Below are 25,832 nucleotides of genomic sequence, written 5' to 3'. Positions count from 1 at the left end.
TGCCGTCATGCCCTGCCGCTCAGTCGCCCGAGGTCTCGAAGCCGCTCACCGAGGGCTTATCGTCCGACGCCCACGCGACCTCTCCGTACGACCACTTCAGCTCGTGGGCCGTCCTGGTGTCGCCGGGCAGGGTGAAGGACGCCTTGTGCACGTCGAGACTCTCTGCGGAGCCCGCCTCCCCCCGGACGTAGGTGAGGGTGAAGGACGTCGTGCCGCCCTTCGCGAGGGTCAGCGACTGGGCCTTCGCGCCCTCGTCCGGGACGACGGATGTCGTCTTGCCGTCGGCCAGCAGGTCCACGCCGGGGAAGCCCTTCAGCGTGCACTGCTCGCCCTTGTTGGTGAGCGTGACGGTGACCGTTCCGGTGTCCCCCGCGGCCGGGGCGGCGGCGGCGCCGACCTCGACGCCCATGTCGCCGAGCGCGCAGGCCGAGTCGCCGGGCCGGTCCGCGTTCTTGACGTCGTCGCCGCCGGACGTGTCGTCGCTGCAGCCGGTCAGCAGGACCGTCGCGGCGAGGGCGGCGGCCAGGGTGAGGGGGTAGGTGCGCATGAGGTCCTCTGGACGTGTCGAACGAAAGCGGCATCGGGCCCCTGGATCATCACGCACGCGCACACGGCCCGCCCACGCGCCCCCTCCGATTCCCCCGAACGCCGGGCGGGCCGCGGTGCCCTCAGGCGATCCGCGGCCCGTCCCCACTATGCCGGTGTCAGCCGAGGCTCGCCGTCGGCAGGCCCGTCGGCAGCTTTCCGCCCTCGGCCTTCGTGTAGGTCTCCGTACCGAGGCCGCCCTCCCAGGTGACCTTCAGGCTGCTGCCGTTCACCGAGTCGACCATGCCGGTCGCCCGGTCCTTGGAGCCGTCCGTGCACTTCAGGCGGATCATCCGCATCCCGGACTCCTCGCCCGCGGTGCCACTGCACACGCTGCCGCCGGTGCCGAACAGCGCGGCCTGCTTGCCGGTGATCACTAGGGCCACGGCCTTGCCGTCGGTCGTCGCAAGCCAGCTTCCCGCCAGTGCGCCACCGGCCGACTCCCCGGAGCCGGAACCCGCCCCGGTGCCGCCGTCCTCGCCGGCGGACGCCGAGGACGACGGGGTCGGGCCGGCGGCGGAGTCGTCACCCGAGTCGCCGTCACTGCTGCACGCGCTCAGCACGAGCACGCCCGCCAGCCCCGCGGCCGCCGCCGCGGCGCGCACGGCGCCGGAACGGCGCGAGAAGATCACCGAAGTCACTGCAAGCCCCCAAGCTGTAGCCGGCCGACCGGCCCGGACGGCACCGGCCGGCCTCCTGGCCGGAACGACCGCAGCAAGCTACCAGGGCCCGTCAAGAGGCTTCACAAACGCCTCTCACCAGGACGACTTGCGCACCCCGGGCAGATACCCCGCGTGCGCCTGCTCCCGCAGACCCACCCGGGACAGCCCGAACGCCCGGAAGTAGCCGCGCGGCCGGCCGTCCACCTGGTCACGGTTGCGCACGCGTGTGGCGCTCGCGTCACGCGGCTGCCTGTGCAGCTCCGCCCGGGCGGCGAGCCGTTCGGCCTCGGTCGAGGACGGCCGCCGGATGATCTCCTTCAGCTCGGCCCGCCGGGCGGCGTAGCGCGCGACGACCTCCTGCCGCCTGTCGTTCTTCGCGATCTTGCTCTTCTTCGCCATCAGACCCTCACTCCCCGGGCGCGGATCCGTGCGACGGCCGCCTCGATGCCGATCGTGTCGACGGTCTTGATCCCCTTGGTGCTGAGCCGGAGCCGGACATGCCGGCCCTCGCTCGGCAGCCAGTAGCGCTTGGACTGGATGTTGGGGTCGAACCGGCGTGACGTGCGCCGGTGGGAGTGGGAGATGCGGTTGCCGAAGCCCGGCCGGGTGCCGGTCAGCATGCAGTGCGCGGACATGGGTGGTGACGTACCTCTCTGCTCAGGAAGTGGAAATGGATTTCATTTTCAGTATCATAGCGGCATGGCACGCAACGAACTCCGGCCGGTCATCAAGCTCCGGTCCACCGCCGGGACCGGCTTCACCTACGTGACCCGCAAGAACCGCCGCAACGACCCGGACCGCATGATCCTGCGCAAGTTCGATCCGGTCGCCGGCCGCCACGTCGACTTCCGAGAGGAGCGCTGACCATGCGACAGGGAATCCACCCGGAGTACGGCCCCGTCGTCTTCCGCGACCGGGCCGCGAGCTACGCCTTCCTCACCCGCTCGACCCTCTCCGCCACGGCGGGCGAGAAGACCGTCGAGTGGGAGGACGGCAACACCTACCCGGTCGTCGACGTCGAGATCTCCGACGTGAGCCACCCCTTCTACACCGGCACGGCCCGCGTCCTGGACACCGCCGGGCGCGTGGAGCGCTTCGAGCGCCGGTACGGAAAGAAGGGCTGACCCCGTGGCTGTCCCTCCCGCTCTCCCCGTCGTGATCGTCGGCGGGCTGCACGCCGACGCGCGCCGGGCGGCCGTCGCACGGCTGCTCGCCGACGTCCCCGGCAGCGTCGCCCTCCACCACGACCTGGCGACGGCCGCCGCCGGCACGGTCGTACGGACCATCAGGGACGCCTCCGGTGTCCTCGACGCGGGGGAGGCGCCGCTCGTCAACGACTGCGCGTGCTGCGCCCTGCGCGAGGACCTGGTGCCGGAGCTGGAGCGGCTGCGGGACGCCGGGGTCACCCGGCTGGCCGTCGTCGAGCTGTGGGACTCCGTCGAGCCCAAGGCCATGGCCGAGGTCGTCACGGCGGGCGGGCTCACCGTCACCGGCGTGATCACCGCCGTCGACCCGGCCCTGGTCCTGCCCTGCCTCGGCAACGGCGACGACCTCGCCGACGCCGGTCTCGCGGCCGCCGCCACCGACCAGCGCACGATCGCCGACACCTTCGCGCGCCAGCTGGAGTACGCCCCCGTCCTCGCGGTCGCCGACTCCCCGGAGGCCGACGACGAGGACCGCGAGCTGCTCGCGCAGCTGCACCCGACGGCCCGCCGGGCCCCGCTCGGGGAGGGTGCCCCCGAGGACCGGGCCGGCGACGGCCTGACCATGCCGGCCCCGCGCAGAGGCCCGCTCTCCCCGCTGGCCGAGGCCGCCCTGGCCGGCTTCGACGTCGAGGCGGCCGCCGCCGCCCAGCACCCGGCCTGCGCGCTGCTCCCCGCCGAGGCCGACGCGCACGGCGTCTCCACGCTGGTGTGGCAGCGGCGCCGCCCCTTCCACCCGGAGCGGCTGTACGCCGCGCTGGAGGACCTGACCTGCGCGGCCGCCCGCAGCCGGGGCCGGTTCTGGCTCGCCGACAAGACCGACACGCTGTTCCACTGGGACGCGGCGGGCGGCGCCCTGTGCGTGGAGGGAGCGGGCCCCTGGCTGGCCTCCCTGCCGGACGCGGCCTGGGAGATGGTCCCGCCGGTGCGCCGTGCCGCCGCCGCGCTGGACTGGCACCCCGAGCACGGGGACCGCGGCCAGCACCTGGTCTTCACCTCGCCCGGCCTCGACCGGGAGGGCCTGGAGCGGCTGCTGGAGTCCTGCGTGCTGACCGACGCCGAGTACGCGGCGGGCCCCGACGCCTGGCAACGGCTGCCGCACACCTTCGACACCCTTCTGGAGGTCTGACCCCATGCCCCGCAAGCCCGACCGCAGGCCCGCCAAGAACCGGCCCAACCCCCTGGATCAGGCGGGGATCACGTACATCGACTACAAGGACACCGACCTGCTGCGGAAGTTCATCTCCGACCGCGGCAAGATCCGCAGTCGCCGTGTCACCCGGGTGTCGTCCCAGCAGCAGCGGCAGCTGGCCAAGGCGATCAAGAACGCGCGCGAGATGGCGCTCCTGCCGTACACCGCGCGCTGAGCCCGTGCGGACCGGGTGAGGTTCCCCACGCTCGGCGGGTGGGGGCCTTCCGCCGGTGCCGCCGCCGGGCCGCCGCCGGCCGTCCGGTGGCGGGGCGCGTGGCGGGGTGCCGGGACCGGGCCGTGGACGATCGGAGCGGCCGCGCGGCCGTGATTCCGCGAGCCGTCCCGGGGCGCCGGGCGGCGCGGTACGCGCACGGTGGTGCGTGGGGTCGGCGGTGCCGTTGGCCGAGCGCGGGTCCTGCGATGGTCCGAGCAGGACCCCGGCCGCGAGGACGACCCCGGCCTCCTGCGACCGGCCCATTTCTCGCCATCCCCGCAGGCCACAGCCGTCTTCCGGATACTGGTCGGCCAGTCGAACGCCCTTCGCAGGACCGTGCGTCTCAGCTCCCGCTTCCCGGGTGCGGCGCCCGCGCGGCCGCCGCATTCCGCCGTCGAGCGGATGTTCCGCCTCCACCGGACCTCCCCGACCCTGCCGACTTCGCCGCAGGCCACGGGGAACGAGAGACGAGGGAGAGCCGTCAGACAGACGAGGGGCTTCGGTAAAGCGGACGTCAACGCTGTAACCGCGGGACCACCCCGCGTGCACGTGCATCTGCCCATGCATCTGCACATGAACAGGGCTATGATCCGGGTCAGTTGACCACTGCACCAATGGCCACACCAGCCAGTGCACCACCGGGGAGCGACCTGTGGACCACGACGTGTACGACGTGCACAACGGGATGGCGGCCGCCGGGCTGCGCGGTGTGGCCTGGCAGAAGAGCCGGCACAGCAACTCGCAGGGCTCGTGCGTGGAGTTCGCCCGATTGCCGGGCGGTGATGTGGCCGTGCGCAACTCGCGCTTCCCGGACGGCCCCGCACTGGTCTACACCCGCGCGGAGATCGAGGCCATGCTGCTCGGCGTCAAGGACGGCGAGTTCGACCATCTGGTCGGCGGCTGACGGTCCGGCGTCCCGGCGGAGTCCGGGCGATATGCGCGTTGGGCGCGGTGACGCGCGTAGAACCGCGGCGCGAGAATGCGCCGCGGTCTTCTCATTCCCCCTTCGGCCGTGTACCGGCCGGCGGCAGCCGGAATAGCGCCCAGACCACCTTGCCGCTGAGCGCGCCCGCGAGCGGGTGCCAGCCCCAGCTGTCGCTGAAGGAGTCGACGAGGAACAGCCCGCGGCCCGACTCGGCCGAGAAGTCGTCGGTCTCCCGGGCGACCGGGCTGTCGTGACTGGGGTCGCGCACAGCGCACACCAGCCGCTCGGTCCACCGCATCAGGTGCAGGCGCACCGGGGGCTCGCGGTCGCCGCACGCGCCGCTCGCCGGAAGTCCGTGCCGCAGTGCGTTGGTGACGAGTTCCGAGACCACCAGGCAGACGTCGTCGAACCGCTCGCCCATGTCCCACTGGTCGAGGGTTCTGCGGGTGAACTGCCGTGCCTCGCGCACCGCTTCGTAGCGGGCGGGAAGGGCGCAGGAGGCGGCGTCGGACACGGCCGCGGGGTCCAGCGGCGGAAGGCCCTGCCGTAACGGCTCGAGCATGGTCGATCCATTCGTCCCCATGCGAGGCACTCCCGGGAATTCGCGGTCGGTGCGATGCGGCGGTGGTGCGGGACCATGGTTTCGGATGCGTACAGCAGATGCAAGGGCAGATGCACGTGCACGTGACCGGAATGAGATGTCCCGTACCGCTTGTTGGCCAATTTTTCCGTCATCTTCGCGTCGCTCTCCGGCCGTTCATTTGCCTTCTTCTTGCTTCCGCGCACGAGCGCCGATCGTCTCGATTCCGTTTCCGTAACCGGACGAGTACTGCTCGGAGTGTTTTAGTGGCAGACTGCGGCCCCTGAAGACGTTGGGGAGGCTGGCGAACGTGAGCGCGGGAGAGCCGGGATCGGTGGTGCGGCGCATGCTGCTCGGATCACAACTCAGGCGACTGCGTGAGGCGCGGGGCATCACGCGCGAGGCGGCGGGTTATTCGATCCGCGCCTCCGAGTCGAAGATCAGCCGGATGGAGCTGGGCCGGGTGAGCTTCAAGACCCGAGACGTCGAGGACCTGCTGACCCTGTACGGCATCACGGACGAGCAGGAGCGCGCCTCCCTGCTGTCACTGGCCAAAGAGGCCAACGTCGCCGGCTGGTGGCACAGTTACTCGGACGTGCTGCCGAGCTGGTTCCCGACCTATGTCGGCCTGGAGGGTGCCGCCTCGCTGATCCGGGCGTACGAGGTGCAGTTCGTGCACGGTCTGCTGCAGACCGAGGCGTACGCGCACGCGGTGGTGCGACGCGGCATGCAAGGAGCCAGCGAGGCCGACGTCGAGCGCCGCGTGGCGCTGCGCCTGGAGCGGCAGAAGTACCTGGTCGACGAGCGGGCGCCCGACTTCCACATCATCCTGGACGAGGCCGCCCTGCGCCGCCCCTACGGGGACCGCCAGGTGATGCGGGGCCAGCTCCAGCACCTCATCGAGATCTCGGAGCGGCCCAATGTGCGGCTCCAGGTGGTGCCGTTCAGTCTCGGCGGTCACTCCGGCGAGAGCGGCGCGTTCACGATCCTCAGCTTCCCGGAGTCCGACCTGTCGGACGTGGTCTACCTGGAGCAGCTCACCAGCGCGCTGTACCTGGACAAGGCCGAGGACGTCGCCCAGTACGAAAAGGCGCTCAAGGAGCTCCAGAGCGACAGCCCCGGGCCTTCGGAGAGCCGGGACCTTCTGCGGGGCCTCCTCCAGCTCTCCTGAAGCAACCCTTCAACTCGCCTTAAACATCAGTACGATGACGTGTGATCAGATCGTGAAGGCGCGATCAGGGGTCTGCTTAGGGATCGAGGGATCACATTGTCGTCGTCCTGCTTCACCGACCTTGCACAGCAGTACATCGACGGTGAGTGGCGCCCGGGCACCGGTTCCTGGGACATCATCGACTTCAACCCGTACGACGACGAGAAACTCGCGTCGATCACCATAGCCACGGCCGACGAGGTCGATCAGGCGTACCGGGCCGCCGCCCGCGCCCAGAAGCAGTGGGCCGCGACCAACCCCTACGCCCGCCGGGCGGTTTTCGAGAAGGCGCTGCGCCTGATCGAGGAGCGCGAGGCGGAGATCTCCGAGGCCATCATCGCCGAACTCGGCGGCACCCGCCTGAAGGCCGCCTTCGAGCTGCACCTCGCCAAGGAGTTCCTGCGCGAGGCGGTCCATCTGGCGCTCGCCCCCGAGGGGCGGATCATCCCCTCGCCGGTGGACGGCAAGGAGAACCGCGTCTACCGCGTGCCGGTCGGTGTGGTGGGCGTGATCAGCCCCTTCAACTTCCCCTTCCTGCTGTCGATCAAGTCCGTCGCCCCGGCGCTGGCGCTGGGCAACGCCGTGGTGCTCAAGCCGCACCAGAACACCCCCATCGTCGGCGGTTCCCTGGTCGCGAAGCTCTTCGAGGACGCGGGGCTGCCCGGCGGTCTGCTGAACGTCGTCATCACGGACATCGCGGAGATCGGCGACGCCTTCATCGAGCACCCGGTCCCCAAGGTCATCTCCTTCACCGGTTCCGACGCGGTGGGCCGGCACGTGGCGACCGTCTGCGCCCGGCTGTTCAAGCGCTCCGTCCTCGAACTGGGCGGCAACAGCGCGCTGGTGGTCCTCGACGACGCCGACATCGACTACGCCGTGGACGCGGCCGTCTTCAGCCGGTACGTCCACCAGGGGCAGGTCTGCATGGCCGCCAACCGGGTCCTCGTGGACCGGTCGGTCGCGGACGAGTTCACCGAGAAGTTCGTCGCCAAGGTGAAGACCCTCAAGACGGGCGACCCGCGCGACCCGGAGACGGTCATCGGCCCGGTCATCAACTCCTCGCAGGCGGACGCCGTCTCCGGCGTCGTCGAGCAGGCCCTCGCCGAGGGCGCCACGGCCCTGGTGCGCGGCGGCCGGACCGACAACCTCGTCGAGCCGTCGGTGCTGACGGGCCTCCCCGCCGACTCGGCGCTGCTGCGGCAGGAGGTCTTCGGACCGGTGGCCTTCCTCGTGCCGTTCGACGGTGAGGAGGAGGCCGTACGCCTCGTCAACGACACGCCCTACGGCCTGAGCGGTGCCGTCCACACCGGGAACGTGGAGCGGGGTGTCGCCTTCGCCAAGCAGATCGACACGGGGATGTTCCACGTGAACGACGGCACCGTGCACGACGAGCCGATCGTCCCGTTCGGCGGCGAGAAGCACTCGGGCATCGGCCGGCTCAACGGCGACACGATGCTCGACTCCTTCACCACGACCAAGTGGATCTCCGTGCAGCACGGCCGGAGCGGGTTCCCGTTCTAGCGTCGTTCACCGCGCCCGTGCCCTTGCGGACAGCACCTGACCGCAAGGGTCCGTAGCTTTGAGGTGTCAGGGGGAGAGGCCCCCGGACTGGTGGAAGGCGGCGGTCATGGTCACTCACGTTCCGGCGGAGGCTCACGGCGACGAGCGCGGAGCGCTTCTGGCCTTCATCGCCGAGCAGCGGGGCGGTGTGCGCCGTGCGGTGCTCGGGCTGACGGACGAGCAGGCGAGCTCGCGTCCCAGTGTCAGTGAGCTGTCCCTCGCCGGGCTGATCAAGCACGTGGCCGAGGTCGAGCAGATGTGGATCTCCCTGGCCAAGGGGGAGCCGCCGGCGGTGGTGCGGGACCAGAGCAACTGGCACGAGTGCTTCCGGCTGGTCGACGGCGAGACCGTCGCGTCGCAACTGGCTTACTGGGACAAGGTCGCCGCCGAGACGGAGGCGTACATCCGCTCTGTGCCGAGCCTCGACGACACCTTCGCGCTGCCGGCCCAGCCCTGGTTCCCGCCGGACGGCCGGGTCTCGCACCGCTGGCTCTGCCTCCACCTCATCCGGGAGACGGCCCGGCACGCCGGTCACGCCGACATCATCCGCGAGTCCCTGGACGGCAGGACGGCCTTCGAGCTGGTGGCCGAGGAACAGCGGGCGGTGGCCGAGGCATAGCCTTGGCCGCATGTCAACGATCCGCCTCCTCGTGCTCGGCGCGGTCCGTATGCACGGCCGGGCCCACGGCTACCAGGTGCGCAACGACCTGGAGTACTGGGGCGCGCACGAGTGGTCCACGGCCAAGCCCGGCTCGATCTACCACGCGCTGAAGCAGATGGCGAAGCAGGGGCTGCTGCACGCGCACGAGATCGCCCCGTCCACGGCCGGCGGTCCGCCGCGCACGGAGTACGAGGTCACCGGGCAGGGCACCGAGGAGTACTTCCGGCTGCTGCGGGAGGCGCTGGTCACCTATGACCAGCGCGGGGACATGAAGACGGCCGCCGTCGGCTTCGTCGTCGACCTGCCGCGGGCCGAGGCGGTCGCGCTGCTGAAGGAGCGGACCTTGCGGATCGAGCAGTGGCGGGCCGCCGTCCTGGAGCACTACGTGCCCGAGGAGGGGCCCGGACAGCTCGGGCACATCGGCGAGATCATGAACATGTGGGTCCACACGGCCGACTCCGAGGCCGAGTGGACCCGCGGTCTCATCGGGCGCATCGAGGGCGGCGCTTACACCTTCGCCGACGAGGGCGACCCGTTCGTCGGCGTCCTGGCCAAGGACGCGGAGAACCCGTACGCGACGGGGGAGCGGCATCCCGGGGACGCCAACTAATCAAGTTTGACGAATGGCGGGTCCGGGTTTAGCTTGAGGGTGTAGTCAAGTTTGACTAGCGAGGGAGACCCAGTGGCCGAACCGGCGATCACCGTCGAAGGCGCTCAGAAGACGTACGGCGACAAGAAGGCACTGGACGGGCTCGACCTCACGGTCGCGCGCGGCACGGTGCACGGAGTGCTCGGCCCGAACGGCGCGGGCAAGACCACCCTGGTGAGGGTCCTGTCCACCCTGCTGCGGCCCGACGCCGGCCGGGTCGAGGTGGCCGGGCACGACGTGGTGCGTGACGCCTACGCCGTGCGGCTGCGCATCGGCCTGCTCGGTCAGCACGCCGCGCTCGACGAGGAACTCGGCGGCCGGCAGAACCTGGAGCTGTTCGGCCGGCTGCACCACCTGGGCGCGCGGGGGGCACGGGCGCGTGCGGACGAACTCCTGGAGCGTTTCGGCCTGGCCGACACCGGCCGCAAGGCGGTCCGGCAGTACAGCGGCGGCATGCGGCGCCGCCTGGACCTGGCCGCTTCCCTGATCACCGAGCCGGAGGTGCTGTTCCTCGACGAGCCCACCACCGGCCTGGACCCGCGCGGCCGTGCCGAGGTGTGGTCCTCCGTCCGCTCCCTGGTCGGCGGCGGGACGACGGTCCTGCTCACCACCCAGTACCTGGAGGAGGCCGACCAGCTCGCCGACCGCATCTCCGTCGTCGACGCCGGCCGGGTCGTCGCCGAGGGCACGGCGGACGAGCTGAAGGCGCGCACCGGCGGCGACCGCATCGACGTGGTCCTGCGCGACGCCGGTGAACTGGGGGCCGCCGTCGCCCTGCTGCCCCTGAACGGGATCAGCGTCGACGTCGACCGCCGGCTGCTGAGCGCCCCGGTCACCGACCGCATGGAGGCGCTCTCCGGGGTCGTGCGGGCCCTGCGGGACGCCGGGATCGAGGCGGAGGACGTGGCCCTGCGCCGCCCGACGCTGGACGAGGTGTTCCTGCACCTCACCGGGGACGACCACCGAGTGAAGGAGGCCGCGTGAGCGCCCACGCCCTGACCGACTCCTGGACCATGACCCGCCGGGAGCTCGCCCGCTGGGGGCGGCAGCCGGTCCAGCTGGCCGTCAACCTGGTCTTCCCGGTGATGCTGCTGCTGATGTTCGGCTACCTCGTCGGCGGCGGCCGCGGGGTGAGCGGTGAGTACCGCGACTACCTGGTCCCCGGCATGCTCGCGCTCACCATGGCCTTCGGCCTGGAGGGCACGATGCTCGCCGTCACCCAGGACCTCAACAAGGGCGTGATCGACCGTTTCCGCTCGATGCCCATGGCCAACGGGGCGGTCCTGGTGGGCCGTTCGGCCGCCGACATGCTCCAGTCGGCGATGGCCCTGGTCGTGCTGATCGGCGTGGGCGCCGCGCTCGGCTGGCGGCCCGGGGGCGGCCCGGCGGCCCTGCTCGGGGCTGTGGGACTGCTGCTCCTGTTCCGGTTCGCGATGCTCTGGATCGGCATCCACCTGGCCCTGGTGGCGGGGAAGCCGGAGATGGTCCAGGCCGTGCAGATCCTGGTCTGGCCGGTCGGCTTCCTCTCCAACGCACTGGCCACGCCCGGCTCCATGCCCGGCTGGCTGGGCACGGTCGTCGAGTGGAACCCCATGTCCCACACGGCCACGGCCGTCCGGGACCTGTTCGGCGTGCCCGGCACGGAGTCCGGGCACGCCTGGACCGCGATCGCCTGGCCCCTGGCCCTGCTGGCGGTGTTCTTCCCGCTGGCGGTACGGCGGTTCGGACGTCTCAGCCGCTGACCCCCGCGGCCCCGGTCCAGTACCGCGGCAGGCGACGTTCGCCCCGTCGCGCAGAACGTCGCCCGGCCCGGCGCCAGGGCCGGTCGTTTGCATCAGGTCGGCCGAGAGCGACTGCGCCTCTCGGCCGCCCCGCGACGCCGGCACGAGCCAAGCGACAGGCCCTAATGGTGGAAGCTGGTCGCCGCGCCCCTGTCCTCGGTCAGCGGGCGCGGCTGCCGGCGCAGATCCGGCAGCAGCCGCTCCAGGTCCTGCGCGAGCAGATCGGCGAGGTCGGCGGAGAAGCCGTTGCGGCACACCACCCGCAGCACCGACAGGTCCTCCCGGTTCGCCGGGAAGGTGTACGCGGGCACCAGCCAGCCGTGCTCGCGCAGCCGCCGGGAGACGTCGAAGACGTCGTACGCCGTCACGTCCGGCGCCGTCGTGAAGGCGAACACCGGCAGCTCGTCGCCCCGGGTCAGCAGCCGGAAGTCACCGAGCGCCCCGATGCGCCCGGCCAGCCCCGTGGCCACGTCCCGGGCTGCCTGCTGCACGGCCCGGTAGCCCTGCCTCCCCAGCCGCAGGAACGTGTAGTACTGCGCGACGACCTGCGCGCCCGGACGGGAGAAGTTGAGCGCGAACGTCGGCATGTCGCCGCCCAGGTAGTTCACCCGGAACACCAGCTCCTCCGGCAGGGCCGCCGCGTCCCGCCACAGCGCCCAGCCGACACCCGGGTAGACCAGCCCGTACTTGTGCCCCGAGGTGTTGATCGACGCCACCCTCGGCAGCCGGAAGTCCCAGACCAGGTCCTCGTCGAGGAACGGCGCGACCATGGCCCCGGACGCGCCGTCCACATGGACCGGGACGTCCAGCCCGGTCCGTTCCCGCAGTGCGTCGAGGGCCGCGCACAGCTCGGCGATCGGCTCGTAGGACCCGTCGAAGGTCGAGCCCAGGATGCCGACGACGCCGATGGTGTTCTCGTCGCACAGCTCGGCGGCGGCCTGCGGGTCGAGGTGGAAACGCTCGCCCTCCATGGGCACCAGCCGGGCCTCCACCTCCCAGAAGTTGCAGAACTTCTCCCAGCAGACCTGTACGTTCACGCCCATCACCAGGTTGGGCCGGGCCTCGGGGTAACGGTCGGCGTTGCGCTTCGCCCACCGCCGCTTCAGTGCCATCCCGGCGAGCATGCACGCCTCGCTCGACCCGGTCGTCGAACACCCCACGGCACTCGCCGGGTCGGGTGCGTTCCACAGGTCGGCGAGCATCGCCACGCAGCGCCGCTCCAGCTCGGCGGTGCGCGGGTACTCGTCCTTGTCGATCATGTTCTTGTCCCGGCACTCCGCCATCAGCAAGCCGGCCTCGGGCTCCATCCAGGTGGTGACGAACGTGGCGAGGTTCAGCCGGGCGTTGCCGTCGAGCATCAGCTCGTCACGCACCAGCTGGTGGGCGGTCGCCGGGGCCATCGGCTGGTCCGGGAGGCGGTGCGTGGGCGGGGCCTCGGCCATGTCGCCGAGCGGGTTGGCCGGGCCGTAGAAGGGGTTGACGGACAGGCGGCTGTCGCCGCTGCGGGGGGTGCCTTCGCTGAACGGCACGGGTGCCTCCACGGATGGGTTCGAAAGGGAGCGGGGAGGGGGTCAGCGGACGGCGGTGCCGTCCGCGCGCAACTGCATCTGCGGCCGGCCCGTCACCAGCAGCCAGGCCGGCAGTGAGGCGATGCAGAGCACGGCGATGATCCCCGGCGAGGCGACCAGCACCGCGGCGACGAACAGGCTGATCCAGCCCTGCCGGGTGATGGCCAGCAGCACGCCGAGCACGGCGGCCGAGACGCCGATCGAGGGGTGCACCCCGGACACCAGGGCGTGGGCGCCCAGGCCGAGGGCGGTGCCGACGAACACGGCCGGGAAGATGCGCCCGCCTCGGAAGCCGCAGGACGCCGCGACCAGCAGCGCGGCCAGCTTCACGACCGTCAGCAGGGCGTACTCCCCGGCCGACCGGCTGTCGGGGTCCTGTGCGAGCTCGGCGATCTCGTCGAGCCCCTTGAACAGCGTCAGCTGGCCGCCCAGAGCGGCGAGGGCGCCCAGCACGAGACCGCCCGCCGGCAGCATCAGCATCGGGTGGCGCAGCCGGCGGAAGGCGCCGTGGACGTAGGGGAAGGCCCGCACGGCGGCCATGCCGAGCAGCGCGGCCACCACCGCGACCACGATCGCCGCCAGCAGGTCGCTCCAGCCCGGCCGGCCGAAGGGGGGCAGGTCCAGGTCGAAGCTCGGATGGTCGATGAGGGTGGCGGTCAGGGCACCGGCCGTGCCGGCGGTCAGCGGGGCGAAGACGTTGTCCCAGAGCAGTCCCCGGGTCTCCCGCACGGCCAGCGCCTCGGAGATCACCAGGGCCGCCGCGACCGGCGTGCCGAACAGGGCGCCGATCGTCGCCGCCTCGGCGAGGGCCGGCCAGACCCGGCCGGGCGCCCGCGGCACGAGCCGGGCACCCAGCCACGCGGCCAGGGCGACGTTCACGGTGATGAGGGGGTTCTCGGGGCCGAGGCTGGGCCCGCCGGCCAGCATCAGCGCGGTCACCAGCACCAGCCCCGGCAGCACGACGGGCGGCAGTACGGGGGCGTCGAGGCCGACGGTCGCCGGATCCGGGCCCGCGTGCCCCGGCGCCTTCCACACCACGAGCCCGACCGCGACCCCCGTGGCGAAGAGCATCACGAACATCCATGCGACGGAGTACCTGCCGAGCCCCAGCGCGGCGGGCAGCGGCCCCCAGAGCACGTCCTGGAGCTCCTCGGCGGCGACCTCGACCCCCACCAGGACCAGGCTGGACATGATCCCCACGGCAAGAGCGGGCAGGATCGTCGGCAAGAGCGTGCGGGCGGGAGTCGCGGGGGTGACGGAGGGCGCCTGCTGCGCGGAATCCTGGACCACGCGCACACCATAAACGTCTCAAAGAGGACAAACGGGAAACACGCTTGCACCTCACGTGACGTGAGGCCCGACCGTGGAGCGCGAAAGAAGGGAGCGGAAGTGAGCTATTCGGTGGGACAGGTCGCGGGCTTCGCCGGTGTCACGGTGCGCACGCTGCACCACTACGACGCCATCGGGCTGCTCGCCCCGAGCGAACGCAGCCACGCGGGCCACCGGCGCTACAGCGACGCCGACCTCGACCGGCTGCAGCAGATCCTGTTCTACCGGGAGCTCGGCTTCCCGCTCGAGGAGGTCGCCGCGCTGCTCGACGACCCCGAAGCGGACCCGCGCGCGCACCTGCGCCGCCAGCACGAACTGCTGACCGCCCGGATCGAGAAGCTGCGGAAGATGGCGGCGGCCGTGGAGCACGCCATGGAGGCACGCACGATGGGACTCAACCTCACGCCCGAGGAGAGGTTCGAGGTCTTCGGGGACAACGACCCGGAGCAGTACGCCGAAGAGGTCGAGCAGCGCTGGGGCGACACCGACGAGTACGCCGACTCGCAGCGCCGCACCGCGAGCTACACCAAGGAGGACTGGAAGCGCATCCAGGCCGAGGCCGCCGACTGGGGCGAGCGCTACGGCGCCCTGATGTCGGCGGACGAGCCGCCCACCGGCGAGGCGGCCATGACCCTGGCGGAGGAGCACCGGCAGCACATCTGCACGTGGTTCTACGAGTGCTCCTACGAGATCCACCGCTGCCTAGGCGAGACATACGTCTCCGACGAGCGGTTCAAGGCGTTCTACGAGGCGCTGCGCCCGGGCCTCGCAGAGCACCTCAGGGACGCGATCGTCGCGAACGCGGCACGTCACAACGCCTGAACACCGGTCCGGGAGTGCCCGGGAGTGCCCGGGAGTGCGGGAGTGCCTCACTCCCGGGTCAGGACCACCGCCGTGCCGTACGCGCACACCTCGGTGCCGACGTCCGCCGCCTCCGTCACGTCGAAGCGGAAGGCCAGGATGCCGTTGGCGCCCCGCGAGCGCGCCTGCTCGACGAGCCGCTCCATGGCCTGGTTGCGGGTCTGCACCAGCGTCTTGGTGAGCCCGCGCAGCTCGCCGCCCACCATCGACTTCAGCCCGGCGCCGATCTGGCTCCCCACGTGCCGGGAACGCACGGTCAGGCCGAAGACCTCGCCGATCACCTCCCGCACGTGGTAGCCGGGTACGTCGTTCGTGGTGACGACGAGAACCTCGGGCTCCGGGCCCTGTCCGCCGCCGTATTCGTCGATGCCCATGGTTCACAGCTTTGACCGGGACCGCGCACAGTGCATCCTGAGTACGCCCATGGAACCTGGGCCATGACGGCTGCGTTGATACTTTGAGGCAGCCAGCCTCCGCCCGTACCCCACAGCAGCAGGAGCCACATCCCCGTGACCACGCTTGCGCTCGGCCCCGAGTGGCTCAGCCCGGACTACCTGATCTCGACGTTCAGCCTGCCCGGCATCCTGCTCATCGTCTTCGCGGAGTCCGGTCTCTTCGCCTTCCTGCCCGGCGACTCCCTGCTGTTCACGGCCGGTCTCTTCGTGGCCGAGGGAACCTACATCACGCAGCCGCTGTGGCTGGTCTGCGCCCTGATCGTGCTCGCCGCCGTCCTCGGTGACCAAGTGGGCTACATGATCGGCAAGTTCCTGGGCCCGAAGCTCTTCAACCGTCCCAACTCCAGGCTCTTCAAGCAGGAGAACCTGGACAAGGCCCACGAGTTCATGGAGAAGTACGGCCCCAAGGCGATCGTCCTGGCCCGCTTCGTCCCCATCGTGCGCACCTTCGCACCCATCGTGGCCGGCGCCGGCCGCATGAAGTACCGCACGTTCCTCACGTACAACGTCATCGGGGGCGTCGCCTGGGGCACCGGCGTCACCCTCGCGGGTTACTGGCTCGGCCAGATCGGCTTCATCAAGAAGAACGTCGAGTCGATCCTCATCCTGATCGTCCTGCTCTCCATCGTCCCGATCATCATCGAGTACCTGCGCGACCGCTCCAAGAAGAAGCGCGCCGCGGCCGAGGCCCCCGAGCAGCGGCACGGGCAGCAGCCCCCCGCGATGGACGACGCGACGACCCAGCTGCGCCGCATCACCCCGGACGACCAGCCGCCCCACCACCAGCCGCAGCAGCAGCCCCCGTACGGCAACCAGAACGGCTACAACGACCAGCAGTACTACGGCCAGTACCCGCAGGACCCGGGCTACGGCCGACAGCCGCAGCAGCCCTACGGCAACCAGCAGCAGCCGTACGGCACGCCGCAGCAGCCCTACGGCACGCAGCAGGGGCCCTACAACAACGGCTACTGAACCGGCCTCCCCGCGGGGCCGCCGCCGGCAACCGCTAGAAGCCCCTGGTGCGCTTGGCGGCCCGCCGCTTCTCCGCCGACCCGATCCGCAGGAACATCCGGGAGATCTCGGACCCGAGGTTCACCCCGATGGCGATGGCCATGGCGAGCGCCACCGCCTTCGACAGCGACACCAGCCCCTCGTCGACCTCGCTCTGCGCGATCGCCAGCAGCCCGAAGTACGTCGCGGAACCCGGCAGCAGGGGCCCGATCGCCGCGGTCGTGTAGGGCAGGGCGGAGGCGAACTGGTACCGGGACAGCAACTGCCCGAACAGTCCCACCAGTCCCGCGGCCGCCGCCGTGGACGCCACCGGGGAGATGTCCCCCACGAGGTGCATCGCGCCGTACACGACCCACGCGACGCCGCCGTTCAGCGTCACCCACAGCACGGTGGATCGCTCCTGCTGGAGCAGCACCGCGAAGGCCAGTGACAGCAGCATCGACGCGCCGATCATCATCACCGGGTCGTCAGACGCCCCGAGCGCCTGGTCGGGGTTCAGCCGCGCCCCCAGCTGCACGCCGAAGTACAGCACCAGCAGCACACCGGCGACGATGCCCACGAAGAAGTACAGGACCTCCAGCAGCCGCGCGGACGCGGTGATGTAGAAGCCCGTCAGACCGTCCTGCACCCCGGCCACCAGCGCCCGCCCGGGCAGCAGCGCGAACAGCCCACCGGTGATGACCGCGGAGGCCTTCACGTCCACGTGGCCGAGCGTCAGCGCCACCCCGATCGCGGCTGGCGGCATCGCGGCCACCGTGAACTGATAGAACTCCGGCAGCCCGCGCCCCGCGCACAGCCACGCCAGCCGGTCACCGAGCATCGCGCCCAGCGCGGCGGCCACGAACACGATCAGATCGCCGCCCACCAGCACCGAGGCCGCACCTGCCAGCAGCCCGCTCGCCCCGGTCAGCGCCCAGCCGGGGTAGGGGTGCCGGTTACGGCGGATCTCCGCCAGCCGCCGGTAGGCCTCCTCCAGGGAGACCGCCGTCTCGTCGTCGCTGAGGTCGTCCACCAGCTGGTACACGGCCGCCAGCCGCGTGTAGTCCGTGCCCCGGCGCCGCACGGTCCGCGACGCCGTGACCGGGTCGTCGACCAGGGACGGCTGGTAGGAGATCGCGAGCAGCGTGAAGGTGACGTTGGGCTCGCACCGGTCCAGGCCGTACGAGCGGCACACGGCGAACATCGCCGCCTCCACGTCCTCGGCGCCCTCACCGCCCGCCAGCAGCAACTCGCCGATGCGCAGCGTCAGGTCGAGCACGCGGGGCACCGCGGGCCCGCTCTCGTCGGTGCCGCGATGGCTGATCTCCGGCGCGGGCCGCTCCGCCACCGGCATGCGCAGCATCGTGCGCATCCGGTCCTGCCAGGGCACGTCCTTGGTCAGACTGACCACGGGAATCCCGGTCGGCGGCGTGAAGGCCGTCGGGGCCTGCTTCGAGCTGTACGTGCTCGGCGTGGTGAACGCCGACCCCTCCTGCTCCGCCGGGGGCGCCGCGTGGACGTCCAGCCCCTGCGGCACGGCGAACTCGGACGTCGTCTCGGACTCCGCGCCGGCCGCTCTGTGCAGAGCCAGTCCATCGGGGATCGCGAACTCCGACGTCGTCGACATGTCGCCGTCGACGCCGGTCCCGGCCGGAGGCAGGAACGCGCTCCTCACCTCGTCCGACTTCGGTTTGCGGTCCTCCGCGTCCGTCACTGCCTGGCGCTCCCTGTACGACACGTCAGCCTCGTACCCCCCACAGCCTCAGTATGCGCACAGACGGACCAACGGGCCGCACACGCAGGCGTGCGGCCCGTGAGCACCAGGAGAGGAGGTCAGTGACCGCCCTGGTCCTTGAAACGCTTGTAGGACCGCTCGATCTCGGCCTCGGCGTCGGTGCGGCCCACCCAGTCCGCGCCCTCGACCGACTTGCCGGGCTCCAGGTCCTTGTAGACCTCGAAGAAGTGCTGGATCTCCAGGCGGTCGAACTCCGACACGTGGTGAATGTCCCGCAGGTGCTCCACGCGCGGGTCCGTCGACGGCACGCACAGCAGCTTGTCGTCGCCGCCGGCCTCGTCCGTCATGCGGAACATGCCGATCGCGCGGCAGCGGATCAGGCAGCCCGGGAACGTCGGCTCGTCGAGGATGACCAGCGCGTCCAGCGGGTCGCCGTCCTCGCCGAGGGTGTTCTCGACGAAGCCGTAGTCGGTCGGGTAGGCGGTCGAGGTGAAGAGTCGCCGGTCCAGGCGGATACGACCGGTCTCGTGGTCCACCTCGTACTTGTTGCGCGAACCCTTCGGAATCTCGATCGTGACGTCGAACTCCACCGGTGGCTCCTCCATGATCAACACATAGTTCTGGTGGTTAAGTGTCCCTCACGCAGGTGTGTGATCGCGAAAGGGGCTGGTGGTCGTGCCAGAGCTGAGGCCTTGGCGAGCCGCGAAACCGCACGTGGTGCGGCTCGCGGAAGCCGTACGACCGCGCCTGGCCCGGGCCGCGGCGGCTGCCGAACCACGGCTCGCGCGGCTCGTCCGAGCCGGGAAACCGCAGCTCACGCATGTGATGCCGCCGAAGACCTGGCAGTACACCGCGGGCGCCGCCACCGCCGGACTCGCACTGGCGGCCGGTGTGGTGACCGCCGCCGGTCCCTGGGACTCCACGGGTCAGCGTACGGCCGAGCGGGACCGGGCAGTGGCCCTGGGCCGCGCGGGTGGCACAGATCACGGCAGCGCCCCCGGCGCGCCCGGCCGGCCCCGGCCCGCCCCCAGCGCCGGACCCGTGCTGACCGGCCTCGGCGGCGTCAGCACCGTCAAGTCCGCGCCGGACGGCAAGGTGCTCGCGGACGCCCTGCGCCCCCTGCTCAAGGACCCGGCCCTCGGCCCGCGGCCCGCCGGGGCGGTCCTGGACGTGACCACCGGACGGCGCCTGTTCGGCTCCGGCGCGGGCACGGCCCTCACCCCGGCCTCCACGACGAAGATCGCCACGGCCGTCGCCGCGCTGTCCGCGATGGGCCCCGACCACCGCCTCACCACCCGCGCCGCCCTGGAACCCGACACCAAGGAAGTCGTCCTGGTCGGGGGCGGTGACCCCACGCTCACCGCCCGGGAGAAGACCGGGGGCTCGGCGAGCCTGCGCGCCCTGGCCGCCCGGACGGCCGCCGCGCTCGCCGACCGGGGCGTGCGCGAGGTGACCCTCTCTTACGACACGACCCTCTACGCAGGCGACGAAAAACACCCGATCGGAGACAACCCCAACCTCGCCCTCGTCAGCCCCCTGATGGCCGACGAAGGCCGCACGGACGATTCGGCGAGCGGCCCGGTCGAGCGCGTGAAGGAACCGGCGGCCGACGCCGCCCGCCGGTTCGGGGACCTGCTGAAGTCGCACGGCGTCAAGACCACGAGCCCCGGTCCGTCCAAGGCCACGTCCCGCGCCGAGACCCTCGCGGCCGTCTCCTCCCCGCCGCTCTCCGCCCTCGTCGAGCGCATGCTGACCAACAGCGACAACGACATCGCCGAGGCCCTCGCCCGCCAGACGGCGATCGCCACGGGCGAACGGGCCGACTTCGCCGGGGCCGGCAAGGCCATCGGCTCCCGGCTCCGCGAGCTCGGCCTCCCCGTCAAGGGCGCCGCCTTCAAGGACGGCAGCGGCCTGAACCGCGCCGACCGGCTGACCCCCGACCTCCTCACCGCGCTGCTCGCCAAGGCTGCCGACCCCGCCCATCCCGAGTTCCGCCCCGCCCTCACCGGCCTGCCCGTCGCCGGTTTCACCGGCACCCTGACCAGCCGCTACACGGACGGGGCGGCCGGCGTCGTCCGCGCCAAGACCGGCACCCTCTCGGGCGTCCACGCCCTCGCCGGCACCCTGGTCGACCAGGACGGCCGCCTGCTGGCGTTCGCGTTCATGGCCTCCGGCACGGACCCCGGCAGTCCGACGGTGTCCCAGAAGGCGCTGGACCGGGTCGCCACCACCCTGGCGGCGTGCGGCTGCAGGTGACGGACGGTGACCCGCCCGCGGCCGGGGCGAACCGGTGCCCGGCCGTCGCCGCCCTGCCCCAGCAGGCGGCCCTCACGTACGGTTGACGCATGACGAGCATCGGTGGTGCTTCAACCGGCATGGTCGACTGGAACCTCGCGGTGGCGACCGCGACCCGGCTCGTGAGGCCGGGCCCCGAGGTCAGTCGCGACGAGGCCCGGGCCGTCGTCGCGGAGCTGCGCCGGCATGCCAAGGCCTCGGAGGAACACGTCCGCGGATTCACCCGGCTGGGCACCGAGGAGGGGCACGACACCCCCGTCCTCGTCGTCGACCGCCCGGGCTGGATCCGGGCGAACGTCGCCGGGTTCCGGGAGATCCTGCGACCCCTGCTCGACAAGATGCAGGAACGGCGCGGCACCAGCCCCGGCGGCGCGGTCATGAGCGCCGTCGGCGGCAAGGTCACCGGCGTCGAACTCGGCATGCTGCTGTCCTTCCTGGCCTCCCGCGTCCTCGGCCAGTACGAGACCTTCGCCCCCGCCGCGGGCGACCTCCCCTCCGGCGGCTCCTCCGACGCGCCGGGCGGCGGCAGGCTGCTGCTGGTCGCCCCGAACATCGTCCACGTGGAGCGCGAACTCGACGTCGAGCCCCACGACTTCAGGCTCTGGGTCTGCCTGCACGAGGAGACGCACCGCACCCAGTTCACCGCCGTGCCCTGGCTGCGGGACCACCTCGAGGGTGAAATCCAGTCGTTCCTCCAGGAGACCGACGTCGACCCCATGACCGTCCTGGAGCGCGTCCGGGAAGCCGCCCAGTCCCTCGCCGGGGGCCGCCCCGAGGCGGAGGAGGACGACGGCGGCCGCTCCCTCGTCGAGATCGTCCAGACCCCCGCCCAGCGCGAGATCCTCGGCCGCCTCACCGCCGTGATGTCCCTGCTGGAGGGCCACGCCGACTACGTGATGGACGGCGTCGGCCCGTCCGTCGTGCCGTCCGTCGGGGAGATCCGCGAGAAGTTCCAGCAGCGCCGCGCCAAGGGCGCATCCCGCCTCGACCTCGCCCTGCGCAAGCTGCTCGGCCTGGACGCCAAGCTGCGCCAGTACCGGGACGGCGAACGCTTCGTGCGGGCCGTCGTCGACGAGGTCGGCATGGACGGCTTCAACCGCGTGTGGACCTCGCCCAACACGCTCCCCACCAAGTCGGAGATCGCCAAACCGGCGGACTGGGTCGCGCGGGTGCATCGACGGGCCGAGTAGTGAACACGCGGGAAGGTCGTGCGAGGAAACCGGCCGACGGCAGGCGAACGCCCCTCCAATCACCCGTCCGAGGGACCGTGAGGCAGGGGTAGGCGTGCAATGCTCGGGGAACGGCCCGGTTCTGTCACCATCTATACACTCTGCGTGACCGGCACTCGGGCTCACCCCCCGAAAACTTCATGAAGGGAACCGGACATGGGTCCCCATCCTGCGGTCGCGGCGATACGCCTGGCAGTACGCCGCGTCCTCCACGACCTCCTCACCGAACACCACCGCGCCCCCGCCGCGGTCCCGCACGCCCTCCCGCACGAGCCGCCGCCGCTCGTGCTCGTGGCATGCTCCGGCGGCGCCGACTCGATGGCCCTCGCCTCAGCCCTCGCCTTCGAAGCCCCGAGGCTCGGCGTCAGAGCCGGCGGCGTCACCGTCGACCACGGCCTCCAGACCGGCTCCGACGCCCGCGCCGCGGAAGTCGTCCAGCGCCTGCGCGAACTGGGCCTCGACCCCGTCGACTCCGTCGCCGTCACCGTCGGCCGCGCCGGCGGACCCGAGGCTGCCGCCCGCGACGCCCGCTACGCCGCGCTCGACACCGCCGCCGAACGCCACGGCGCCGCCGCCGTCCTGCTCGGCCACACCCGCGACGACCAGGCCGAAACCGTCCTCCTCGGTCTCGCCCGGGGCTCCGGCATCCGCTCCCTGTCCGGAATGGCCGCGGTCTCGGGGGCCGGCGGCCGCTACCGGCGCCCCTTCCTGGAACTCGACCGGCAGACCGCCCGCAAGGCCTGCATGGTCCAGTCGCTGCCCGTCTGGGACGACCCGCACAACGCCGACCCTGCCTACACCCGCTCCCGGCTGCGCCACGAGGGCCTGCCCGCCCTGGAAAAGGCCCTCGGCAAAGGCGTCGTCGAAGCCCTCGCCCGGACGGCCCGGCTCTCCCGCGACGACGCCGACGCCCTCGACTCCTGGGCCGGCCAGGCCGAGGCCACCGTCCGCGACGCCACCGGACAGCTGGAGTGCGCCAAGCTCTACGCGCTGCCGCCCGCCGTACGCCGCCGTGTCCTGCGCCGGGCCGCCATCGCGGCCGGTGCGCCCGCCGGCTCGCTGTTCGCCCGCCACATCGAGGAAGTCGACCGGCTGATCACCGGCTGGCGCGGTCAGGGAGCCATCAACCTCCCCGGCAAGGTCGTGGCCCGGCGGCAGGGTGGCAGACTGGTGATTCGGCAAGGCTGAAGCACGACCCCTCCCCGCAGCCGGCGGAGGGGCCGCTCGGCCGGTGGGACGACCGAAAGTGATGCGGGTGGACGCGAAAGACATGGGTGCCGACCTCGAGAAGGTGCTCATCACCAAGGAAGAGATCGACGCGAAGCTGGCCGAGCTGGCCGCGAAGATCGACGCGGAGTACGAGGGCAAGGACCTGTTGATCGTCGGAGTCCTCAAGGGCGCGGTCATGGTCATGGCCGACCTCGCGCGGGCGCTGTCCACCCCCGTCACCATGGACTGGATGGCCGTATCCTCGTACGGGGCGGGCACCCAGTCCTCCGGTGTGGTGCGGATCCTCAAGGACCTCGACACCGACATCAAGGGCAGGCACGTCCTGATCGTCGAGGACATCATCGACTCCGGCCTGACCCTGTCCTGGCTGCTCTCCAACCTCGGCTCGCGCGAGCCCGCCTCCCTCAAGGTGTGCACGCTGCTGCGCAAGCCCGAGGCCGCGAAGGTCGCCATCGACGTGGAATGGGTCGGCTTCGACATCCCCAACGAATTCGTCGTGGGATACGGACTCGACTATGCCGAGAAGTACCGGAACCTCCCGTTCGTCGGTACGCTCGCGCCTCACGTGTACGGCGGCTGAGAACCCGGCCGGAGTGCCGTGCCGGTGATCGGGAACCCCAGCGGGCATCCCGCCGTTGGAGCAGGCGTAGGCGGATCGCCAGCCGTCCCACGCGGCTTCAGGTGACAATGCTGGGGTACCGTCCGAAGAACAGTCTTTATCAAACTCACTATGGCAGGAGGGACGGGGCGGCACCGCTCCGTATGGATGGACGTGAAGCGATACTTCCGTGGGCCGGTCATGTGGATCGTGCTGGCCGTCCTCGCCGTGGTCGTTTTGATGCAGGTCGTCGGCTCGTCCGGCGGCTACAAGACGGTGGACACCGGCCAGGTCGTCCAGGCGATCAACCAGAACAAGGTGGAGTCGGCCAAGCTCACCACCGGTGACGAGCAGATCATCAAGGCCACGCTCAAGGACGGCGTGAAGGTCGAGGGCAGCTCGAAGATCCAGGCGAGCTACATCGGCGACCAGGGCGTGGACATCGCCAACACCCTGCAGAACAAGTACCAGGACAAGCAGATCCCGGACGGCTACACGGTCTCGCCGTCCAAGCAGAACCCGTTCGTCGGCATCCTGCTCTCCCTGCTGCCCTTCGTGCTGATCGTGGTCGTGTTCCTGTTCCTGATGAACCAGATGCAGGGCGGCGGCTCCCGGGTCATGAACTTCGGGAAGTCCAAGGCCAAGCTCATCACCAAGGACACTCCCAAGACCACCTTCTCCGACGTCGCCGGATCCGACGAGGCCGTCGAGGAGCTCCACGAGATCAAGGAGTTCCTCCAGGAGCCGGCCAAGTTCCAGGCCGTCGGTGCCAAGATCCCCAAGGGCGTCCTGCTCTACGGGCCTCCCGGCACCGGCAAGACCCTGCTCGCGCGCGCCGTCGCGGGCGAGGCCGGCGTCCCGTTCTACTCGATCTCCGGTTCCGACTTCGTCGAGATGTTCGTCGGTGTCGGTGCCTCCCGGGTCCGTGACCTGTTCGAGCAGGCCAAGGCGAACGCCCCGGCGATCGTCTTCGTCGACGAGATCGACGCGGTCGGCCGCCACCGCGGCGCCGGCCTCGGCGGCGGTCACGACGAGCGCGAGCAGACCCTGAACCAGCTCCTCGTCGAGATGGACGGCTTCGACGTCAAGGGCGGCGTGATCCTCATCGCCGCGACGAACCGGCCCGACATCCTCGACCCGGCGCTGCTGCGCCCCGGCCGCTTCGACCGGCAGATCGCCGTCGACCGCCCGGACATGCAGGGCCGCCTGGAGATCCTCAAGGTCCACCAGAAGGGCAAGCCGGTGGCGCCCGACGTCGACCTGTCGGCCGTCGCCCGCCGCACGCCCGGCATGACGGGTGCCGATCTGGCCAACGTGCTGAACGAGGCCGCCCTGCTGACGGCCCGCAGCGACCAGAAGCTGATCGACAACCACATGCTGGACGAGGCGATCGACCGTGTGGTCGCGGGCCCGCAGAAGCGGACCCGGATCATGTCGGACAAGGAGAAGAAGATCACCGCGTACCACGAGGGCGGACACGCCCTGGTCGCGGCGGCCTCGCCCAACTCCGATCCCGTCCACAAGATCACGATCCTGTCGAGAGGCCGCGCCCTCGGCTACACGATGGTGCTGCCGGACGAGGACAAGTACTCGACCACGCGCAACGAGATGCTGGACCAGCTGGCCTACATGCTGGGCGGCCGCGCGGCCGAGGAGCTCGTCTTCCACGACCCGACCACGGGTGCCGCCAACGACATCGAGAAGGCCACGGGCCTGGCCCGCGCGATGGTCACGCAGTACGGCATGACCGAGCGTCTCGGCGCGATCAAGTTCGGTGGCGACAACACCGAGCCGTTCCTCGGCCGTGAGATGTCCCACCAGCGCGACTACTCGGAAGAGGTCGCCGCGCTCGTGGACGAAGAGGTCAAGAAGCTCATCGAGACGGCGCACAACGAGGCGTGGGAGATCCTCGTCGAGAACCGCGACGTCCTCGACAACCTCGTGCTGCAGCTGCTGGAGAAGGAGACGCTGGGCAAGGAGGAGATCGCCGAGATCTTCGCCCCGATCGTCAAGCGTCCGCCCAGGCCCGCCTGGACCGGCTCCTCCCGCCGCACGCCGTCGACCCGTCCGCCGGTCCTCTCCCCCAAGGAGCTGGCCCTGACGAACGGCGCCAACGGCGCGACGCCGGCCATTTCCACCGTGAAGAGCACCGCGGCGGAGCCCGCCCCGGCGCCCGAGCGGACCCCGGAGGACCGCCCCGAGAGCTGACCTGAGCTCTCCCGGCCGGCCCACGGCCCCCGGAATGGATGCCGCGCTCCCCAGGTTTTAGCCTGGGGGGCGCGGCTTTTCGCCATTTCCGCAGGCCGCCCCGTGATGGACAC

28 protein-coding genes are annotated in these 25,832 nt (G+C 71.2%); 18 read left to right on the top strand and 10 right to left on the bottom strand.

The window, feature by feature from the left end:
* Positions 1 to 19 precede the first annotated feature (19 nt).
* The 4 genes from ACIQU3_RS33995 to rpmB form a co-directional block, all read right to left on the bottom strand.
* On the bottom strand, positions 20 to 547 hold the full coding sequence (locus ACIQU3_RS33995; RefSeq protein WP_403929418.1) for a DUF4232 domain-containing protein: 528 nt from the start codon (positions 545 to 547) through the stop codon (positions 20 to 22).
* Between the two features lie 157 nt (positions 548 to 704).
* Complete coding sequence (locus tag ACIQU3_RS33990; protein WP_403742301.1) at positions 705 to 1,226, bottom strand: hypothetical protein; 522 nt, start codon at positions 1,224 to 1,226, stop codon at positions 705 to 707.
* A 114-nt stretch (positions 1,227 to 1,340) separates the two neighbouring features.
* Positions 1,341 to 1,646 carry a 30S ribosomal protein S14 gene (gene rpsN / locus ACIQU3_RS33985; protein WP_403742298.1) on the bottom strand — a complete coding sequence of 102 codons (306 nt, stop codon included), beginning with the start codon at positions 1,644 to 1,646 and terminating at the stop codon, positions 1,341 to 1,343.
* Complete coding sequence (rpmB, locus tag ACIQU3_RS33980) at positions 1,646 to 1,882, bottom strand: 50S ribosomal protein L28 (protein ID WP_185012382.1); 237 nt, start codon at positions 1,880 to 1,882, stop codon at positions 1,646 to 1,648. Before rpmB ends, rpsN begins: the two co-directional genes overlap by 1 nt.
* 64 nt (positions 1,883 to 1,946) lie before the next feature.
* Here rpmB and rpmG point away from each other — a divergent pair, with 64 nt between their 5' ends.
* The 5 genes from rpmG to ACIQU3_RS33955 all read left to right on the top strand — a co-directional run bounded on the left by rpmG (position 1,947) and on the right by ACIQU3_RS33955 (position 4,759).
* Positions 1,947 to 2,111, top strand: coding sequence for a 50S ribosomal protein L33 (rpmG, locus tag ACIQU3_RS33975; RefSeq protein ID WP_403742294.1), 165 nt, complete (start codon positions 1,947 to 1,949; stop codon positions 2,109 to 2,111).
* A gap of 2 nt (positions 2,112 to 2,113) precedes the next feature.
* Positions 2,114 to 2,371: a type B 50S ribosomal protein L31 gene (locus ACIQU3_RS33970; RefSeq protein ID WP_403742290.1), complete on the top strand. Its 258-nt coding sequence runs from the start codon at positions 2,114 to 2,116 to the stop codon at positions 2,369 to 2,371.
* A 4-nt stretch (positions 2,372 to 2,375) separates the two neighbouring features.
* On the top strand, positions 2,376 to 3,578 hold the full coding sequence (locus ACIQU3_RS33965; RefSeq protein ID WP_403929415.1) for a CobW family GTP-binding protein: 1,203 nt from the start codon (positions 2,376 to 2,378) through the stop codon (positions 3,576 to 3,578).
* Between the two features lie 4 nt (positions 3,579 to 3,582).
* Positions 3,583 to 3,816, top strand: coding sequence for a 30S ribosomal protein S18 (gene rpsR, locus ACIQU3_RS33960; RefSeq protein ID WP_403742284.1), 234 nt, complete (start codon positions 3,583 to 3,585; stop codon positions 3,814 to 3,816).
* 691 nt (positions 3,817 to 4,507) lie between these two features.
* Positions 4,508 to 4,759: a DUF397 domain-containing protein gene (locus ACIQU3_RS33955; protein WP_403742281.1), complete on the top strand. Its 252-nt coding sequence runs from the start codon at positions 4,508 to 4,510 to the stop codon at positions 4,757 to 4,759.
* A gap of 91 nt (positions 4,760 to 4,850) precedes the next feature.
* Here the strand turns inward: ACIQU3_RS33955 and ACIQU3_RS33950 are convergent, their stop codons facing one another.
* Complete coding sequence (locus ACIQU3_RS33950) at positions 4,851 to 5,363, bottom strand: ATP-binding protein (protein ID WP_403742278.1); 513 nt, start codon at positions 5,361 to 5,363, stop codon at positions 4,851 to 4,853.
* A 343-nt stretch (positions 5,364 to 5,706) separates the two neighbouring features.
* Here ACIQU3_RS33950 and ACIQU3_RS33945 point away from each other — a divergent pair, with 343 nt between their 5' ends.
* From ACIQU3_RS33945 to ACIQU3_RS33920, 6 genes are all read left to right on the top strand, one after another.
* Positions 5,707 to 6,531, top strand: coding sequence for a helix-turn-helix domain-containing protein (locus tag ACIQU3_RS33945; RefSeq protein WP_403742593.1), 825 nt, complete (start codon positions 5,707 to 5,709; stop codon positions 6,529 to 6,531).
* 96 nt (positions 6,532 to 6,627) lie between these two features.
* Entirely contained in the window at positions 6,628 to 8,091 is a 1,464-nt protein-coding gene (locus ACIQU3_RS33940; protein WP_403929412.1) for an aldehyde dehydrogenase family protein, read from the top strand.
* Positions 8,092 to 8,197: 106 nt separating this feature from the next.
* A complete protein-coding gene (locus tag ACIQU3_RS33935; protein WP_403742272.1) occupies positions 8,198 to 8,749 on the top strand; it encodes a DinB family protein in 552 nt (183 codons plus the stop codon).
* 10 nt (positions 8,750 to 8,759) lie between these two features.
* The gene (locus ACIQU3_RS33930) at positions 8,760 to 9,401 is read left to right on the top strand and encodes a PadR family transcriptional regulator (RefSeq protein ID WP_403929409.1); all 642 of its coding nucleotides are present in this window, start codon (positions 8,760 to 8,762) and stop codon (positions 9,399 to 9,401) included.
* A 72-nt stretch (positions 9,402 to 9,473) separates the two neighbouring features.
* Positions 9,474 to 10,424 (top strand): ATP-binding cassette domain-containing protein, encoded by a 951-nt coding sequence (locus tag ACIQU3_RS33925; RefSeq protein WP_403742266.1) that lies wholly within the window; start codon positions 9,474 to 9,476, stop codon positions 10,422 to 10,424.
* On the top strand, positions 10,421 to 11,182 hold the full coding sequence (locus ACIQU3_RS33920) for an ABC transporter permease (RefSeq protein WP_403929406.1): 762 nt from the start codon (positions 10,421 to 10,423) through the stop codon (positions 11,180 to 11,182). Before ACIQU3_RS33925 ends, ACIQU3_RS33920 begins: the two co-directional genes overlap by 4 nt.
* 161 nt (positions 11,183 to 11,343) lie before the next feature.
* Here the strand turns inward: ACIQU3_RS33920 and ACIQU3_RS33915 are convergent, their stop codons facing one another.
* Together ACIQU3_RS33915 and ACIQU3_RS33910 are read right to left on the bottom strand one after the other, a co-directional pair.
* On the bottom strand, positions 11,344 to 12,750 hold the full coding sequence (locus ACIQU3_RS33915) for a glutamate decarboxylase (RefSeq protein ID WP_403742260.1): 1,407 nt from the start codon (positions 12,748 to 12,750) through the stop codon (positions 11,344 to 11,346).
* 42 nt (positions 12,751 to 12,792) lie between these two features.
* Complete coding sequence (locus ACIQU3_RS33910; RefSeq protein ID WP_403929403.1) at positions 12,793 to 14,079, bottom strand: ion channel protein; 1,287 nt, start codon at positions 14,077 to 14,079, stop codon at positions 12,793 to 12,795.
* A gap of 99 nt (positions 14,080 to 14,178) precedes the next feature.
* On the opposite strand from ACIQU3_RS33910, the gene ACIQU3_RS33905 reads away from it, so the two are divergent.
* Positions 14,179 to 14,940 carry a MerR family transcriptional regulator gene (locus ACIQU3_RS33905; protein ID WP_403742252.1) on the top strand — a complete coding sequence of 254 codons (762 nt, stop codon included), beginning with the start codon at positions 14,179 to 14,181 and terminating at the stop codon, positions 14,938 to 14,940.
* Between the two features lie 47 nt (positions 14,941 to 14,987).
* On the opposite strand, the gene ACIQU3_RS33900 is transcribed toward ACIQU3_RS33905, so the two are convergent.
* Positions 14,988 to 15,353 carry a YbjQ family protein gene (locus tag ACIQU3_RS33900; RefSeq protein ID WP_234749941.1) on the bottom strand — a complete coding sequence of 122 codons (366 nt, stop codon included), beginning with the start codon at positions 15,351 to 15,353 and terminating at the stop codon, positions 14,988 to 14,990.
* Positions 15,354 to 15,488: 135 nt separating this feature from the next.
* On the opposite strand from ACIQU3_RS33900, the gene ACIQU3_RS33895 reads away from it, so the two are divergent.
* Entirely contained in the window at positions 15,489 to 16,406 is a 918-nt protein-coding gene (locus ACIQU3_RS33895; protein ID WP_403742248.1) for a VTT domain-containing protein, read from the top strand.
* A gap of 34 nt (positions 16,407 to 16,440) precedes the next feature.
* On the opposite strand, the gene ACIQU3_RS33890 is transcribed toward ACIQU3_RS33895, so the two are convergent.
* Both ACIQU3_RS33890 and ACIQU3_RS33885 read right to left on the bottom strand, forming a co-directional pair.
* Positions 16,441 to 18,138: a threonine/serine exporter ThrE family protein gene (locus ACIQU3_RS33890; RefSeq protein WP_403742244.1), complete on the bottom strand. Its 1,698-nt coding sequence runs from the start codon at positions 18,136 to 18,138 to the stop codon at positions 16,441 to 16,443.
* A gap of 119 nt (positions 18,139 to 18,257) precedes the next feature.
* Positions 18,258 to 18,749, bottom strand: a complete 492-nt coding sequence (locus ACIQU3_RS33885; RefSeq protein WP_007452023.1) for an inorganic diphosphatase — start codon at positions 18,747 to 18,749, stop codon at positions 18,258 to 18,260.
* Between the two features lie 79 nt (positions 18,750 to 18,828).
* On the opposite strand from ACIQU3_RS33885, the gene dacB reads away from it, so the two are divergent.
* From dacB to ftsH, 5 genes are all read left to right on the top strand, one after another.
* Complete coding sequence (gene dacB / locus ACIQU3_RS33880) at positions 18,829 to 20,415, top strand: D-alanyl-D-alanine carboxypeptidase/D-alanyl-D-alanine-endopeptidase (RefSeq protein WP_403929400.1); 1,587 nt, start codon at positions 18,829 to 18,831, stop codon at positions 20,413 to 20,415.
* Between the two features lie 89 nt (positions 20,416 to 20,504).
* Positions 20,505 to 21,644 (top strand): zinc-dependent metalloprotease, encoded by a 1,140-nt coding sequence (locus tag ACIQU3_RS33875; RefSeq protein WP_403742233.1) that lies wholly within the window; start codon positions 20,505 to 20,507, stop codon positions 21,642 to 21,644.
* Between the two features lie 195 nt (positions 21,645 to 21,839).
* Positions 21,840 to 22,871 carry a tRNA lysidine(34) synthetase TilS gene (gene tilS / locus ACIQU3_RS33870; protein ID WP_403742230.1) on the top strand — a complete coding sequence of 344 codons (1,032 nt, stop codon included), beginning with the start codon at positions 21,840 to 21,842 and terminating at the stop codon, positions 22,869 to 22,871.
* A 61-nt stretch (positions 22,872 to 22,932) separates the two neighbouring features.
* The gene (hpt, locus tag ACIQU3_RS33865) at positions 22,933 to 23,493 is read left to right on the top strand and encodes a hypoxanthine phosphoribosyltransferase (protein WP_403742588.1); all 561 of its coding nucleotides are present in this window, start codon (positions 22,933 to 22,935) and stop codon (positions 23,491 to 23,493) included.
* 186 nt (positions 23,494 to 23,679) lie between these two features.
* Positions 23,680 to 25,719, top strand: a complete 2,040-nt coding sequence (gene ftsH, locus ACIQU3_RS33860) for an ATP-dependent zinc metalloprotease FtsH (protein WP_403742585.1) — start codon at positions 23,680 to 23,682, stop codon at positions 25,717 to 25,719.
* Positions 25,720 to 25,832: the final 113 nt, after the last annotated feature.

The organism is Streptomyces sp. NPDC101110, assembly GCF_044759525.1.
In the GTDB taxonomy this organism is placed as follows: domain Bacteria; phylum Actinomycetota; class Actinomycetes; order Streptomycetales; family Streptomycetaceae; genus Streptomyces.
Note: the sequence above shows the minus strand (reverse complement) of the source record. Positions and strands in the feature narration are given on the sequence as shown.

Coding starts and splice junctions, on each gene's coding strand:
- ACIQU3_RS33995 (WP_403929418.1), bottom strand. CDS start 547: ATGCGCACCTACCCCCTCACCCTGGCCGCCGCCCTCGCCGCGACGGTC.
- rpsN (WP_403742298.1), bottom strand. CDS start 1,646: ATGGCGAAGAAGAGCAAGATCGCGAAGAACGACAGGCGGCAGGAGGTC.
- rpmB (WP_185012382.1), bottom strand. CDS start 1,882: ATGTCCGCGCACTGCATGCTGACCGGCACCCGGCCGGGCTTCGGCAAC.
- rpmG (WP_403742294.1), top strand. CDS start 1,947: ATGGCACGCAACGAACTCCGGCCGGTCATCAAGCTCCGGTCCACCGCC.
- ACIQU3_RS33970 (WP_403742290.1), top strand. CDS start 2,114: ATGCGACAGGGAATCCACCCGGAGTACGGCCCCGTCGTCTTCCGCGAC.
- rpsR (WP_403742284.1), top strand. CDS start 3,583: ATGCCCCGCAAGCCCGACCGCAGGCCCGCCAAGAACCGGCCCAACCCC.
- ACIQU3_RS33950 (WP_403742278.1), bottom strand. CDS start 5,363: ATGGGGACGAATGGATCGACCATGCTCGAGCCGTTACGGCAGGGCCTT.
- ACIQU3_RS33945 (WP_403742593.1), top strand. CDS start 5,707: ATGCTGCTCGGATCACAACTCAGGCGACTGCGTGAGGCGCGGGGCATC.
- ACIQU3_RS33935 (WP_403742272.1), top strand. CDS start 8,198: ATGGTCACTCACGTTCCGGCGGAGGCTCACGGCGACGAGCGCGGAGCG.
- ACIQU3_RS33930 (WP_403929409.1), top strand. CDS start 8,760: ATGTCAACGATCCGCCTCCTCGTGCTCGGCGCGGTCCGTATGCACGGC.
- ACIQU3_RS33900 (WP_234749941.1), bottom strand. CDS start 15,353: ATGGGCATCGACGAATACGGCGGCGGACAGGGCCCGGAGCCCGAGGTT.
- ACIQU3_RS33875 (WP_403742233.1), top strand. CDS start 20,505: ATGACGAGCATCGGTGGTGCTTCAACCGGCATGGTCGACTGGAACCTC.
- tilS (WP_403742230.1), top strand. CDS start 21,840: ATGGGTCCCCATCCTGCGGTCGCGGCGATACGCCTGGCAGTACGCCGC.
- hpt (WP_403742588.1), top strand. CDS start 22,933: ATGCGGGTGGACGCGAAAGACATGGGTGCCGACCTCGAGAAGGTGCTC.
- ftsH (WP_403742585.1), top strand. CDS start 23,680: ATGGACGTGAAGCGATACTTCCGTGGGCCGGTCATGTGGATCGTGCTG.